At 72.8% G+C, this 14,900-nt stretch carries 13 protein-coding genes; 12 read left to right on the forward strand and 1 reads right to left on the reverse strand.

Going from position 1 to position 14,900, the window contains the following annotated elements; genetic code table 11:
* Positions 1-348: 348 nt before the first annotated feature.
* Positions 349-2,532 (forward strand): DUF4157 domain-containing protein, encoded by a 2,184-nt coding sequence (locus tag Q4V64_RS27280; RefSeq protein ID WP_172629187.1) that lies wholly within the window; start codon positions 349-351, stop codon positions 2,530-2,532.
* Positions 2,533-2,633: 101 nt separating this feature from the next.
* On the opposite strand, the gene Q4V64_RS27285 is transcribed toward Q4V64_RS27280, so the two are convergent.
* The gene (locus tag Q4V64_RS27285) at positions 2,634-2,993 is read right to left on the reverse strand and encodes a hypothetical protein (protein WP_124440003.1); all 360 of its coding nucleotides are present in this window, start codon (positions 2,991-2,993) and stop codon (positions 2,634-2,636) included.
* Between the two features lie 246 nt (positions 2,994-3,239).
* On the opposite strand from Q4V64_RS27285, the gene Q4V64_RS27290 reads away from it, so the two are divergent.
* From Q4V64_RS27290 to Q4V64_RS27340, 11 genes are all read left to right on the forward strand, one after another.
* A complete protein-coding gene (locus Q4V64_RS27290) occupies positions 3,240-4,802 on the forward strand; it encodes a phage tail sheath family protein (RefSeq protein WP_124440002.1) in 1,563 nt (520 codons plus the stop codon).
* Between the two features lie 52 nt (positions 4,803-4,854).
* Entirely contained in the window at positions 4,855-5,295 is a 441-nt protein-coding gene (locus Q4V64_RS27295; RefSeq protein ID WP_124440001.1) for a phage tail protein, read from the forward strand.
* A complete protein-coding gene (locus Q4V64_RS27300; RefSeq protein ID WP_124440000.1) occupies positions 5,292-5,789 on the forward strand; it encodes a zinc-ribbon domain-containing protein in 498 nt (165 codons plus the stop codon). Before Q4V64_RS27295 ends, Q4V64_RS27300 begins: the two co-directional genes overlap by 4 nt.
* A complete protein-coding gene (locus Q4V64_RS27305) occupies positions 5,786-5,944 on the forward strand; it encodes a DUF6760 family protein (protein WP_172629186.1) in 159 nt (52 codons plus the stop codon). Before Q4V64_RS27300 ends, Q4V64_RS27305 begins: the two co-directional genes overlap by 4 nt.
* Before the next feature lie 4 nt (positions 5,945-5,948).
* Positions 5,949-9,014, forward strand: a complete 3,066-nt coding sequence (locus Q4V64_RS27310; protein ID WP_124439999.1) for a hypothetical protein — start codon at positions 5,949-5,951, stop codon at positions 9,012-9,014.
* A 36-nt stretch (positions 9,015-9,050) separates the two neighbouring features.
* Complete coding sequence (locus tag Q4V64_RS27315) at positions 9,051-9,476, forward strand: phage tail protein (protein WP_124439998.1); 426 nt, start codon at positions 9,051-9,053, stop codon at positions 9,474-9,476.
* Positions 9,477-9,534: 58 nt separating this feature from the next.
* Positions 9,535-10,257, forward strand: a complete 723-nt coding sequence (locus Q4V64_RS27320; RefSeq protein WP_124439997.1) for a LysM peptidoglycan-binding domain-containing protein — start codon at positions 9,535-9,537, stop codon at positions 10,255-10,257.
* Entirely contained in the window at positions 10,254-12,077 is a 1,824-nt protein-coding gene (locus Q4V64_RS27325) for a VgrG-related protein (RefSeq protein WP_124439996.1), read from the forward strand. The genes Q4V64_RS27320 and Q4V64_RS27325 overlap by 4 nt, the downstream gene beginning before the upstream one ends.
* Positions 12,078-12,160: 83 nt before the next feature.
* Positions 12,161-12,496, forward strand: coding sequence for a PAAR domain-containing protein (locus Q4V64_RS27330; protein WP_124439995.1), 336 nt, complete (start codon positions 12,161-12,163; stop codon positions 12,494-12,496).
* The gene (locus tag Q4V64_RS27335; RefSeq protein ID WP_124439994.1) at positions 12,496-12,918 is read left to right on the forward strand and encodes a GPW/gp25 family protein; all 423 of its coding nucleotides are present in this window, start codon (positions 12,496-12,498) and stop codon (positions 12,916-12,918) included. Before Q4V64_RS27330 ends, Q4V64_RS27335 begins: the two co-directional genes overlap by 1 nt.
* Positions 12,918-14,897, forward strand: coding sequence for a putative baseplate assembly protein (locus Q4V64_RS27340; RefSeq protein ID WP_124439993.1), 1,980 nt, complete (start codon positions 12,918-12,920; stop codon positions 14,895-14,897). The genes Q4V64_RS27335 and Q4V64_RS27340 overlap by 1 nt, the downstream gene beginning before the upstream one ends.
* Positions 14,898-14,900 lie beyond the last annotated feature (3 nt).

Genomic DNA, 14,900 nt, shown 5'->3' on the forward strand with positions numbered 1-14,900 from the left:
GTCTTTCTGCTGCGTGCCATCGCTTCGGGCTATGACGAGGAGAGTGCCGAGGACCGGTCCGTCTCCGGAGCCAAAGCCGCCGCGAAGTACGTCACGGACACCCAGAAAGGCCTGACTCATGATGAGGCGGTCAACGAGCTGATCACCTATGTGGAGCGACGCATCGCCAAGGACAAGCTGCCCACTGGCCTCAAGTGGATGGGCCAGCTGGTCGCCTGATCTTGGATGACCGTTCGGGCAGGCCGGATTGGCCCTTTGTCCACCCCCTTTGCCCTTCCCTCGCGGCGGCTCCAGCGGCAGAGTCGCATTCTGAGGCGATGCAACGGATCTCGTTCGAACGGATCTTCAATGCGGCACACCACCGAGTCCCAACAGAACGCCGGCTCCGAACGCGAACAGGCCAAGCCACGCAGCCCCGTTCGGAGCCCCGGCACGCTTCCGGCCGCCATGGCCGCCGCCGGACGCGGCAGGCCGTCTCAGGCGGGTTCGCCGGCCGCCCTGCAACGAGCGATCGGGAACGCGGCCGTCGCACGGATGGTCGAGCGCGAGCGGAAGCGGGAAGGCGCCGACCGCGGCGCCGTGCAGGCCTTCGGGGGCGGCGACGCGAGCCGACCCGACGCCGTGCGGGAGGCCGCGAGAACAGCCGGGCGCGGCGGCAGTCGGCTGCCGGACGGTGTGCGCACGACCATGGAGAACGCCTTCGGCACCAGACTCGACCACGTCAGGGTCTCGGTCGACGAGCAGGCCACCGCGAGCATCGACGCCAAGGCGTACACCGTCGGCGACAACATCGTCGTCCAGAGCGCGAGCGTCCTGCGCGACGTCGAGACGATGGCCCACGAGATTCACCACACCACCCAGCACGACGCCCCCGCCGGCCTCAGCGATCCCGACAACAGATGGGAGCGCGAGGCGTCCGATGTCGGAGCCCGGGTCGCCCGCGGCGAGAGCGTCCAGCACTGCGCCGCCGACGGCGAGGAACACGAGGGCAGCGGCGTCAACCGTGCAGCGATCCAGCGCCGCGTGGGCTTCGAGTTCGAGTCGCAGTGGCGTATGCGCGATCACAACAACCTGACCGCGGAGGACGAGCAGAACTACCAGAACGAGGTCGCGGAGCGTGACGCCGTCCGCAGCACGCAGGTCCTGGCGACGATCGCCGAACGGCGGCACCATGTCGAACTCCTGGACGCGACCGAACAGGCCATGTCCCCAGCGGATCTGAAGGGCAGGTGGCTCGCCCCGCTGCCCGGGGGCAATCCTGACGAGTACCAGCTCACCGACGAGGGCAGAGCGCGGCTCGGACGGCTGCGGCAGGAGGCTTCCGGTGAGTACGACAAGCTCATGACCGCCGTCGAACTCCCGCTGCTAGGGAAGAAGCTGATCCGGGAGACTCCCATCCGTGGCCGCGACGTCCCCAAGATGGGCAGCGTCGGCGGCGGCAAGAGCTACCGGCTCACCTCGGACGTCAGCCCGACAGGCGGCTCGGGTCTGGAATGGGTGACCGATCCGCTGAGCACGAGGGACGATGTCGTCGAGGTGATGAACACGATCACCCGGGTCTCGGCCGCCTTGGACGCCCGGCAGGGCGAGGAGTCCTTCCTGCTCGACGACGTCCAGGTCGAGGGCTTCAAGGGGAACCCCGGGATCATGGTGTTCCCGCTGCGTGGCGCGCTCCTCTATGAGCCGCAGATGACCGGTGGTTTCAAGCTTGACGAGCTGCCCCGGCTGCTGGAGTACCTCGAGGTGCCGAACAAGGCTCCCGGGGTCATCGGGCGTTCCGCCCACGAACAGCGCAAGGAGGCCAAGCAGGATCTGCACCGGACCACCGTCGTCGCGGCCAACACCATCCGTCGGACGGCCGAGGAACAGGCCAAAGGGCTCCCGCAGGAGAGCGTCAGGGGCGAGTCGACGGACGGTCTGGTCGGTCTGGTCACCCTGATCGGCAGCTATCTTTCCTACGGCTCCGACCTGGAGATCAATCCGAACTCGAAGTCGATCGCGGGCGGTCTGATGTCCCGGACCTCCTTCGCCCACAACTTCACGCTGCTGCCCCATCCGCTGCGGATGTATTTCCGCGAGGACCCGAACAGGTTCGTCGCGTTCGCCCTCAAGGCGGCCGGTCTCCCGGAGGACGGGAACGACCTGCTGTACTCCAGGCCCGTCGAGCACGGGGACGCCGGCCGTCGCGAGCAGAGGCAGATCCCGCTGACCCGCGCCGAATGGCTGAAGGGCATACCGGCCGGCAAGGACCTGCTGCGGAACTACAAGCACCTGACCGAGGCGGAGAAGAACCAGGTCGGCAACCGCAAGGACGACTGGGATCACATCCACGGCTCGCTCGGCGCGCTGGGCTCGGTGGACGACAAGGTGGGCAAGTCCGGCAAGGAGGAGGTCGCCCTGGTCGCCGAGCTGCGCCGGATGAGGGCGGACCTGCACACCGCTGACCTCAAGCCCCTGGCCCTCGCCGCCTTCGACCTGGTCCAGCGCCTGAACGAGGGGAAGTCCCTCGAATACAAGAAGAAGAGTCGATAGCGCCCGCTGTGAACAGAGCCGCCGCGGTCGGCGGCCGTCCGTCGTCCGCATCACCAGGCCCTCTCCCACTCTGCCCACGGCGAGGCACCAAGTGCCCGGCGTCAGCTCCGGAACCGGTGCGGAACCGCCGCCTTGGCCGACCAGCGGACGCGCGGTGGGCACGGCGAGCCAGAACGGCTGGAACTCCGGTGCGCCCGGTCCGCGTGGACAGCGGAGGGGCGGCCCGGATACCTGAGGCCCACCGGCAAGGCGCCGGCGGGCGTGGTGCGTGCGCGGCGGGCGATCATGCCGGTCACCGCGGCGTTGCCCCCGCCGCCGCGCTGCGCCGCGCGGAGGGCGGCGGCGGTGAGCAGCAGCTGTACGGCGGCACCGCCCCCCGACCTCTCCCGTCGGGCAGCGGCCTGACCGGGCGTCGGCTGCCGGGTCTCGGTCTGCTCAGTGTGCGGCCTGGATGTCTGCACCTGCTGCCCTCTCGTCGGCACACCCCTGTGGCGGCTCAGTCGACCGCAGGGGGCGAACGAGCCGTCCAGGGCCGCACGCGCAGCGCGGGGGCAAGGGCGGGTGACCCCCGGGTGGTCCGCGCGGGGAGCCCGGAAAGGCAGCGGTCTTGCCCCCGGCCAGGTCCGCCGGTCCCTGTCGCCGCGGCGGACCCGCCGCCCAGACTCGCCCTGGACACAGGTGACCCGTAAGGACGCGAAGGAGCGAGTATGCCGACGTACCTCACCCCGGGCGTGTACGTGGAGGAGGTGCAGTCCGGTGCCCGACCGATCGAAGGGGTCGGCACCGCCGTCGCCGCGTTCGTCGGGTTCGCCGAGACCGGCCCGTTCCACGCGCCGACGCTGGTCACCAGCTGGGACCAGTACACCCAGCACTTCGGTGGCTTCGCCGAGGGCACCTACCTGGCCCACGCGGTCTACGGGTACTTCGCCAACGGCGGCGGCGCCGCGTACGTGGTGCGGATCGGCGGGTCCGCCGAGGACGGCTCCGCCCCGGCGGCGGGTGGCGACCGGCGCAGGCGGGGGGCCAGGGCGGCGGAGCCGGTGGAGCTCGGCGGGTTCCTGGTCGCGGCCCGGCCGGGCGTCTCCGGGGTGTCGGTGGAGGTCGCCGACGCGGACGGTGAGAACCCTCCGGAGGACCGCTTCAAGGTCGTGGTCCGCCAGGGCGACCAGGTGGCGGAGACGTATGAGGCCTCCACCCGCAAGAACGTCAAGGGGTACCTGGTCAACCAGGCCCGCTCCTCCAAGCTGATCGAGGTCACCGAGCAGCGGGGCGCCACTCAGAGCAAGCCCGCCGGCCAGACCGTGGCGCTGCCCGACGCCCCGGCCGCCCCCGCCGCGCCCGGTTCCGGCGAGGTGTCCCGCCTCGACCCGGCCGAGTACGTCGGTGACTCCGCGGCCCGTACCGGGTTCGGCGGTCTGGAGACCATCGACGAGATCACCATGGTCGCGGTGCCGGACCTGATGAGCGCCTACCAGCGCGGCGACATCGACGCCGAGGGCGTGCGCACCGTGCAGCTCGCGGTGATCTCGCACTGCGAGCAGATGGGCGACCGGGTGGCCGTCCTGGACACCCCGCCCGGGCTCTCCGCCCAGCAGGTGCGCACCTGGCGCAACGACGAGGCGGGTTACGACTCCCGGTACGCCGCCCTCTACTACCCGTGGGTGCGGGTCTTCGACCCGGCCGTCGGACGCAACACCACCATCCCGCCGAGCGGTCACATCGCCGGTGTCTGGGCGCGCAGCGACGCCGAGCGCGGCGTGCACAAGGCGCCCGCCAACGAAGTGATCCGCGGCGCGGTGGACCTGGAACTCCGGCTCAGCAAGGGCGAGCAGGACCTGCTGAACCCGATCGGCGTGAACTGCGTACGGGCCTTCCCCGGCCGGGGCATCCGGGTGTGGGGCGCCCGCACCCTCTCCTCCGACCCGGCCTGGCGCTACCTGAACGTGCGCCGCCTGTTCAACTACCTGGAGGAGTCGATCCTCCTGGGCACCCAGTGGGTGGTCTTCGAGCCGAACGACGACCGGCTGTGGTCGAGCATCCGGCGCAACGTCACCGCGTTCCTCACCGAGGAGTGGCGCGGGGGCGCGCTGTTCGGACGCACCGCCGAAGAGGCCTTCTACGTGAAATGCGACCGCGACAACAACCCGCAGGAGTCCATCGACCTGGGCCGGGTCATCTGCGAGATCGGCGTCTCGCCGGTCAAGCCCGCGGAGTTCGTGGTGTTCCGGCTGGCCCAGTTCTCCGACACCACCAGCCTCGTCGACGAGTGAGACGAGTGAGACGAGTGACCCGCGGGTCCGCAAAGGAAGGTGACAGACAGTCATGGCAACGGGCGATGCTCTTTCCACCCACGTCTTCGGCATACAGCTCGGCGGCTACCTGGTCGAGTCGATTCAGGAGATCAGCGGGCTGACCGTCGAGGAGGAGGTTGTCGAGGTCCGCCAGGTCAGCCCGGAGGGCAAGCAGATCATCCGCAAGCAGCCCGGCGCCCGGCAGGCCGGCGAGGTCACGATCGTCCGGGGAATGGACCAGAGCAGCGAGTTCACCAAGTGGATCAATGAAACCCTGAACAAGGGCGCCGTGGACGCCGCGCGGCAGAACCTCACCATCGAGATCAAGGACTCCGAGCTCAACACGGTCCGCCGTATCCAGCTGATGCAGGGCTGGGCCTCCAAGTGGGAGGGCCCGTCCCTGAGCGCGGGCGACTCGTCCCCGGCCACCGAGACCGTCACCATCGTGTTCGAGGAGATCGTCGTCGAATGAGGCGCCGTACGGTGACTGCGGGCAACCTGGAGGAGATCCTCGAGGCGACTGCGCCCGCCCCGGCGTCGGAGCAGGCGGCGGCCACCCCCGCCGCCGCCTCTCCGGCGTCCCGGCAGGACCACGGGCTGCGCACCGAGTTCGAGTTCGAGCTGCCGCGCGGGTACGTGGACGAGGAGGGCACCGTGCACCGCCACGGCTCGATGCGCCTGGCCACGGCCCGGGACGAGTTGCGCCCCCAGATCGACCTGCGGGTCAAGGAGAACCCGGCGTACCTGAGCGTGGTGCTGCTGAGCCAGGTGATCACCCGGATCGGCACGATCACCGATGTGCACGCCGGGGTCGTGGAACGGATGTACGCCACCGACGTCGCCTTCCTCCAGGACTTCTACCGCCGCGTCAACAGCGAGGGCCACACCCGCGCGGCGGTGACCTGCCCGCACTGCGAGGGCGGCTTCGAGGTCGACCTCTCGGGTGGGCGCCTGGGGGAATCGTGACGTACGCCCTTCCCCGGCTCCGGGAGGAGATCGCGTACATCGCCTATCACTTCCACTGGCCACGCGAGGAGGTCCTCGACCTGACCCACGGTGAACGCCGGCAATGGGTGGCCGAGATCGCCCGTATCAACACCCGTGTGAACGAAGGCGGTTGAGCACATGGCATGGCGGGACAGGCTGCGCCGCCGGGCCGCCGGGCCGTCCGCCGCGGACCGTTCGCGGCGTACGGAGCACTCCGGCGCCTCAGCGGCGAGTCCGTCCGGCGAGGGCCCGGACCGGAGCGTGCCCGGCGGCCCGGGTCCCTCCGTGCCCGGCGACTGGGACGGCGGCTGGCGCCGTACCTCACCGCCGGAACTCACCGTGTCCCGCGCCCCGCTCGGCGTCAGCGACGGCCTCGCCTTCCGCGCGGGCCTCGCGGCCTGGCAGAACCCGTCGTTCGACGCCGGCCTCGGCCACGCGCTGCTGCCCACCGCCCCGACCGGCCTGGTGCGCGGTGTCACCGGCCCGGCCGCCCCGAAGCCCGCCTCCACCGGCGGGGGGCCGCTGCTGCTGCGGGCGCTGCGCCGAGAGGGGGCGGCGGACGGTACGCAGGACGCCGGGGGGAGTCCGGACGGCGCGGCCCGGCCGCCGGCACCGCCTTCCCGTAGCGGCTCCGGCGCGCGTTCCGGTGACGCCAACAGCACTGCTGGGAGCGGTGGTTCGGGCGATGGTTCGCGGACCCGTGGTATCACGTCCGCGGCTTCCCCCGGCGTGCTCTCCGCGTCGGCTCCCGCTGTCCAACGGGCTGCGGAGCCGGACACCGGCCCGGTCGTGACCCCCACCGACCCCGGCCGCCGGTCGGCCGCCGCGGAGATTCCACTGGTACGACGTGTGTCGGTGGTCCCGGGCGCGGTCGTCGGCGGGGGAGTGGCCCGGCCCGCCTCGGAGACGCCGTCCGGGGCGTCCACCCCGAACTCCGGGCACGCGTCCCGGTCGCCGGCCGGTTCCGGGGGCCGTACGCCCTCCGCCTCCGGCCCGGTCGTCCAGCGCAGCACGACGGGGACGGGGGCGGGGGCGACAGGGGCACAGTCCGGTCGGGAAGGCAGGCAGCCGGAGGCATCCCGTGCCTCCGGCGCCGAGGTGTCCCAGCCGGTCGTCCGACCGCGCCCGGTGGGGCCTTCCCTGACTGCCGCCCGGCACTCGGCCGGCCCCGCGCGCCGGGTTCCCGCCGTGCGGCCCGCCGCGACCCCGGCGCCCGACGACGGCGCACTCGCCCCTTCACCCGGCCCCGCCTCCACCGCGCCGCCGCCCGTACAGCGCGCGCCGAGCCGTGCGGCTCTCGGCGCCCCGCTGAGCGAACTGCCCTCCACGGCCGCACCGTTGCCGGAGGGCACCTCCGCCCCGCGCCCCGCGCCCGGTCCGGCGCTGCCCGTCGTCCAGCGCCACGCGGACGGCACGGCGGACGGCACGGTCGGCACCCCGCGCCCGTCCGACGGCGGCGCGAGGGGAACGTCCCACGACGCCCCGGCCGACCCCCCGCGCCGGACCTCCGGGGCACGCGCGCGCGGCGGCCTGGGCGCGCCGCTGCCCGCCCTGCCGGCGAGCGCAGACCTGCCAGGTACCACCGCGTCCGGCGCCCGCGCCTCCCGCCCGACGCCCGGCCCGGACGTCCAGCGCGCTCCGGCACGGGAGGACCGCAGCTCCGCCACCGCTCCGGCGCGCGAGGACCGGGGCTCCACGACGGATCACGACCGGACTCCCACCGAGGCCGCACCCCGCACGTCGGCGGACGCGCCGTTGCTGGGGGCGGGCGACGTCGTCCAGCGCGCCCTCGCGGACCGCTCCTCCACTGGGGGCACCACGGAGCCCGGTCCCACGGCCCACGGCAACGGGCCCGCCACGCCGTTGGTGACGCCGTCCTCGTCCGCCGCGTCCCATGGGGCGGCAGGATCGGAGCGTGCGGTGGGTACGGCGGGGTCGGCAGGGTCGGCAGGGTCGGTAGGGAGCGCCACGCCTTCGCCGGCCGCCGCGCCCCACCGCCCGGGAGCACCGGAGCGTGCCGTAGGCCCGGGAGGGTCGGCAGGGCGAACAGGAGATGCGGGACGACCTGGTACGACGTCGGCCGGGGGCGGGCCGGGCTCCGGCAGGCAACGGCCCCAAGGCACGTCCGCCGCCCCCGCCTCCGCCCCGGGCCCGGTCGTAGTCGCCCGCGCCGTAGCCCAAGGCACCGGCAGCGCCACCCGGCCCCCCGGCGCAGCCGACCCGCGCCCGCGCCCGCTCACCGTGACGCGCTCCGGAGCGCACTCCGCCCCGGCGGCACCCCGTACTCTCTCGCTGCTCGCCGCGCGCCCGCTCTCCCTGAACACCCGGGCCCCGGAAGGGGTGGCAGCGCCCGCCGCCTCCCGCTCCGACGCTCGTCCCGTGGTGGCCGCGCGCTGGCCCGGCGCATCGGCTGCCCCCCAGGGCGACTCCACGCCGCCCACCGGGGCACCCGCCCGGCCGACACCGGGCCCGTCCGCGACCGCCCCCGCGACACCTCGGATCCAGCGGGCCGCGACCACCCCGGCGACGCCTCAAGTCCAGCGGGCCGCGACCACGCACGCCGGACCGGGGCACTCGGACTCGGGCGTACGAAGGGCCAGTTCCGCGGACTCCGTGCAGTCCGTGCAGCGTGTCCCGGTCGTCCGGCCCGCGCCGGCCCACGGGGAGACACCGGGGACGGGGTCGCGGGTCGCCCCCGCCCCCGCCGTACAGGCGCGGTCCCTGCCGGTGACCGCCCCGCAGGCGCCGCCGCTGACGGACCGCCCGGCGGCCCTGTCGGCACCGGCACCGGCACCGGTGGGATCCGTCCCCGTGGTCCGGCCGAGGACCGTTACGCCGGGCCCCGTATCGGGGACGGGCGGCGGGACCGGCCGGGCGGAGACCCCGGTCCAGCGGCGCGAGGTCCGCGGCACCGCTGGCGACGCCCCGTCCACGGACGCCCCGCCCACGGACGTACCGGCCAACGCGGTGCCGCCGCGCGGCCGGCCGCGGTCGGCCTCCGTGTCGTCCATCCCCGACAAGGGCGCCTCCGGCAACGGCGCCTCCGGCAAGAGCGCGGCCCGGCGCGCCGAGACACCGCAGGACCCCGCCCTCGACCTGGACGACCTGGCGCGCCGTCTGATCGACCCGGTGTCCCGGCTCCTGCGCACGGAACTGCGGCGCGGCCGGGAACGCATGGGCCGCCCCTACGACGGACGCCGCTAGGCAGGCCGGAACGGACGATGGACGGATGACGGACCAATGACGGACAGCATCTTCGCGACCAGCGTGTTCTTCCGGCTCGCGATCGGCGGCAACGACCTGGGTGCCTTCCACACCTGCTCCGGCATGGGCGCCGAGGTGGAGATGGAGAGCTACGCCGAGGGCGGCAACAACGGCTTCACCTGGAACCTGCCCGGGCGCGTGACCTGGTCGAACATCACGCTCACCCGGCCGGTCACCGCCGACACGGCGAAGATCAGCCGCTGGCTCGACGAGACGCTGCGGCGGGTGGTGCCCAAGGACGGCGAGATCGTGGCGCTGAAACCGGACCTGACGCCGATCATCAGCTGGCAGGTGTTCGGGATCGTCCCGGTGCGCTGGCAGGGGCCGTCCTTCGACCCCTCCACCTCGGAGGCCGCGGTGGAGACCCTGGAGATCGCTCACGAGGGGCTGCGTCCTTCCTGACCCACCGTCACAGTCCGCTGACCACCCATGTATCCGCTCCAGGAAAGGAAGTCCCGACATGTCCCCAGCGGCGCGCTCCAGTCGGGCCAGGGCCCGGCTGACCCTGAAGGAGCCCCCCGCCAAGGTCGGCGCGAAGCCCGGCGGGACGATCACGCAGCTGAACCTCCAGTTCAACCCCTCCACGCTGGAGCTGCGCAAGACCACCGAGTGGCGGCGCACGCCGTCCCGGATGGCCGCGGAGTCGGCGCTGCCCGAGTTCGTCGGCAGCGGCCCGCGCGAGCTGAGCCTCGAAGTGTTCCTGGACGCCACCGCCACCCACGACAACTCCGTGGAGAAGGCGGTGGAGAAGCTGATGAAGGCCTGCGTGCCGACCCCGAAAAGCCTGAGCCGCAAGAAGCCGGCCAGCCCGTGGGTGCGGTTCCAGTGGGGCACCTCGCGCACGACCTCGTTCGACGGGGTGATGTCGAGCCTGTCGGTGTCGTACACGCTGTTCGACGTGGACGGCAGGCCGCTGCGGGCCACCTGCTCGCTGTCGATCGAGGAGGCGAGCGTCGGCCCGGCGGGCCAGAACCCGACGTCCGGCGCGCGCACCGCCCGCAGTACGCACACCCTCGTGGCGGGCGACAGTCTGGCCCTGCTGGCCTGGCAGGAGTACGGCGACGCGACGGCCTGGCGGGCCATCGCGGACGCGAACGGAATCGACGACCCGATGGCCCTCGTGCCCGGCACCGAACTGGTGGTGCCGGCGCTGCGGGACGCGGGCGATGAGGAGGAGTGGTGAGCACAGCAGGGGAACGGGACGGCCGGTCTTTCGCGGCGGACCCCATCGTGGAGACGCCCGCCGAACTTCCGCAGGTCTGGGCCGCCCAGCTGAAGAGCTGCGTGGTGGACGAGAACGTGGGCCTGCCGGACGCCGCGGTGCTCACCTTCCGCGACCCCGATCACGAGTTCCTGACGGCGACCGGCATCACCATCGGCACCCCGCTGCGGGTGTCGGTGATGACCGTGGCCGGAACGGCACGCGAGCGGCTGTTCAACGGCGAGGTGACGGCCGTGGAGGTGGACTACGACCGCACGGGCTCGTTCACGGTCGTGCGCGCCCACTCCAAGGCGCACCGCCTCCAGCGGGGCCGGAAGGTGGTGGCGTACCGGAACATGACGGCGGCGAGGATCGTCCGCCAGGTGGCCCAGGGCGCCGGGCTGAAGTGCGGAACCGTGCAGGCCGCTCCGGTCAAGTACAAGCAGCTGTCGCAGGCCAACGTGTCCGACTGGGACTTCCTCCAGTACCTGGCGGGCGAGAGCGGCGCGCAGGTGCGCATCGACGACAAGGGGCTGCTCCAGTTCACCAAGCCGCAGAAGGCGTCCGGCGCGCCCGCGCCGTCGACCTCGGCCACGCGGAACCCGATGGTGCTGGAGTACAAGCAGAACCTGCTGGTGCTGCGGGCCTCGCTGTCGGCGGCGGACGGCGCGTCGTCGGTGGAGGTGCGCGGCTGGAACGTCACCACGAAGGAGAAGCTGGTGTCCCCGCAGCAGTCGGTGACCAGTGACACGGTGGTGCCGCGCCTGAGCCCGGCGATGGCCGCCCGGTTCGGCAAGTCGGCGAAGCTGACCGTCACGGACACCCCGTACCGCACCCTGGCCGAGACGAAAGCGGCCGCGGACGCGATAGCCGATCAGGTCAGCGCGGGCTTCGGGGAGCTGGAGGCGGTGGCCGAGGGCAACCCCCGGCTGCGGGCGGGCAAGCCCGTGGCGCTCGGCAACGTCGGGTTGTTCTCGGGCCGCTACACGGCCACGGCGGTGCAGCACGTCCTCGAGCCGCACGGCGGGTACTGGACGACGGTGTGGGTCAGCGCCAGCCCGGACCGCTCCCTGACCGGCCTGGTGACCGGCGCCAACGCGCCGAGCCGTGGCCCGCGCATGCCGGGGCTGGCGATCGGCGTGGTGACGGACGTACGCGCGCCGGACGGCGAGGTGCAGCTGAAGTTCCCCTGGCTGGACGACACGTACACCACCGACTGGGTGCGCACCGTGCAGTGGGGTGGCAAGGACGGCGGAGGTGTGATGGCTCCGGAGGTCAACGACGAGGTCCTGGTGGGCTTCGAACAGGGCCTGCTGGACAGCCCGTACGTCATCGGAGGGCTCTACAACGGCATGGACCAGCCGCCGCCCCATACCGTCCCGCTGGTCGACAGGTGGGGGGCGGTCAACCGCCGCTCCGTGGCGTCGCGTTCGGGGCACCGGGTGGAGCTGCTGGACACGCGGAAACCGGGCCCGTCCGGACTCAAGCTGGTGACCGCTGACGAGCGCCTCGAAGTGAGCATGGACGACCGGCTGGACCGGATCGAGCTGACGGTGTACGGCCCCGGCCCCAGCACCGGCGCCAAGCGCACCGCCCTCACCTCCGTCCTGCTCGAGAAGACCGGCATCACGCTGGACGCGGGGACGGGAACCGTGAGCGTGAAGGGCCGGCAGGTGGAGATCGAAGGCACGACCGGGGTGACGGTCAGCGCCCCTTCGGTGGAGGTCACCGGCAAGACGGACGTCACTGTCGACGGCGGTGCGCTGGGTGTCTTCAAGGCCAGGATGATCCGGATCAACTGAGGCTCAAAGCCGTAACCGATGACCCGCCGGCTGTAACCGATGAACCGCTGACCCGAAGCCGTACCCGATGAAAGGAGCACCGCATGCCGCCCGCAGCCCGTTCCGGTGACCCCACCAACCACGGCGGGGTGATCGCCCTGCCCACCGGCCCCGCCGCCCAGGTGATGATGCGTGTGCTGATCGGCGGCCGCCCCGCCGCCGTGACCACCGGCCCCGTCGGCCTGGGCAGCGTGCACACCTGTCCGATGCCGCCGCACGCGGCGGCATCAGTGGGCAACGTGATCATGCCCAACCCGGCCGCGGCGGCCACGGGCCAGGTGCTCATCGGCGGGTTGCCGGCCGCGCGGATGCGCGACCAGACCACGTGTGGCGCGATGATCATGGCCGGCGCCCCGAACGTCCTGATCGGGGGCATCTGATGAGCGAGCGGTTCATCGGGCGCGGCTGGGGGTTCCCGTTGCGGGTCGGGCCGACCGGCGGGATCGGCATGGTCGAACGGGAGCGGGAGATCGAGGAGGCGATCCGCCTGGTGCTCGGCACCGCGCCCGGCGAGCGCCCCATGCGTCCCGAGTTCGGCTGCGGCATCCACGACTACGTCTTCGCCCCCGGCGACGGCGCCACCGCCGGACACGTCGCGCAGCAGGTGCGCGAGTCCCTTGAGCGGTGGGAGCCGCGCATCGCGGTGGACGACGTGGTGATCGCCTTCGACTCCGTCGAGGCCGGCACCCTCTACATCGACGTGCACTACACCGTGCGTTCCACCAACGACCGGCGCAACCTGGTCTTTCCCTTCTATACGATCCCCTCCGACGAGGGGCTTGAGGAATTGGTCGCCGACTGATGGCCCTGCCCTCCCCCAACCTGGACGACCGGCGCTTCCAGCAACTCGTCGACGAGGCGAAGCGGTACGTGCAGCAGCGCGCCCCGGAGTGGACCGACCACAACGTCTCCGACCCGGGCGTCACCCTGATCGAGACGTTCGCCTACCTCGTGGACCAGCTGCTGTACCGGCTCAACCGGGTCCCGGACAAGAACTACACGGCGTTCCTCGACCTGTTGGGGATCCAGCTGTTCCCGCCGGCCGCGGCCGGGGCCGACGTCGACTTCTGGCTGTCGGCGCCGCAGCCCGACACGGTGAGGCTGCCGGCGGGCACCGAGGTGACCACCGCGCGCGGCGAGAACGGCGCGACCGGCGAGGACGAGGCGGACGTGGTGTTCGCGACCACGGACGAACTGCGCATCGTGCCCAGCGAGTTGACACGCCTGGTGACCGCACCCCGGACCGGTGAGCACACCGACTGGACCAGCACGCTCGCCGAGGGCCACGACGTCCGCTGCTTCCAGGCCGCACCGGAGCCGGGCGACGCGCTGCTGTTCGGCCTGCCGACGGCGGTGCCGCGCTGCGTGGTCGCCGTGCACCTGGACAGCCGCGTGGAGGGCGTCGGCGTGGACCCGCGCCAGCCCCCGCTGGTGTGGGAGGCATGGGACGGCGGCGGCTGGCGGGTGTGCGAGACCGGCACGGACACCACCGGCGGACTGAACCGGCCCGGCGAGGTCATCGTGTACGTACCGGCCGGGCATACGGCGTCGGTGATCGGCGGGACGCGGGCCGGCTGGCTGCGCTGCCGCGTCACCGAGGCGGAGCCGGGCCAGCCGTTCTACTCGGAGTCCCCGACGGTGCGCGAGGCGGAGGTGTTCACCGTGGGCGGCACCATGACCGCCGAGCACGCCGAGACCGTGACCGACGTGCCGCTCGGCACCTCGGAGGGGGTCGCGGGGCAGACGTTCCGGCTCGGCCGCCCGCCGGTCCTCCTCGACGGGGAGCCCCCGGTGGTGGAGGTGTCGTCGGACGAGGGATGGCAGCGCTGGGAGGTGGTGGAGCACTTCGGCCGCTCCGGGCCCGCCGACCCGCATGTCCGCGTGGACGCCACCACCGGCGAGTTCACCTTCCCGCCGGTACTGCGCGAGCCGGACGGCACGCTGCGGCAGTGCGGCGCCGTGCCGCCCAAGGGCGCCCGGGTACGGGTGGCCCGCTACCGCACCGGCGGCGGCCCGGCGGGCAATGTCGCCCGCGGCGCGATCTCCGTACTGCGCAGCTCTGTTCCGTACGTGGCACGGGTCACGAACCGGGAGGCGGCGCGCGGCGGCGTCGCCGGAGAGACCGTCGAGAATGCCAAGCTCCGGGCGCCGGAGGTGCTGCGGATGCAGGAGCGCGCGGTGACCGCCGAGGACTACGAGATCATCAGCCGCCAGGCGGCGCCCTCGGTACGCCGGGTCCGCTGTCTGCCCGCCGCGGACGGTGCGGGCGCGGTGCGGGTCCTGGTGGTGCCGGACGCGGTGGCCGACGAGGACGACGACCGTCTCCGCTTCGAGCAGCTGATTCCCTCGGACCAGGTGCTCGAGTCGATCACCACGAGCCTCGACGAACGACGCCTGATCGGTACCCGACTGGTGGTGGAGCCGCCGGTCTACCAGGGCGTCACCGTGGTGGCCCGGCTCGCGGCGGCGCCGGGCGACACCGACCGGGTGCGCGAGTCCGCGCTCGCCGCGCTGTACCGGAACCTCAACCCGCTGCACGGCGGCCCGGACGGCACCGGCTGGCCGTTCGGACGGCCGGTGCAGTACGGGGAGGTGTTCGGCGTGCTGCAACGCGCCACCGGCAACGCGCTGGTGGAGGAGATCCGGCTGTTCGCCGCCGACCCGATCACCGGTCGGCGCGGCGCGCCGTCGGACCGCATCGACGTGGCCGCGGGCGCGCTGGTCTTCTCCTACCAGCACCAGGTGGTTGTCACAGCCATAGAGCCGGAGGTACGGGGATGAGGG

Source organism: Streptomyces sp. NL15-2K (genome assembly GCF_030551255.1).
Classification (GTDB): Bacteria; Actinomycetota; Actinomycetes; order Streptomycetales; family Streptomycetaceae; genus Streptomyces.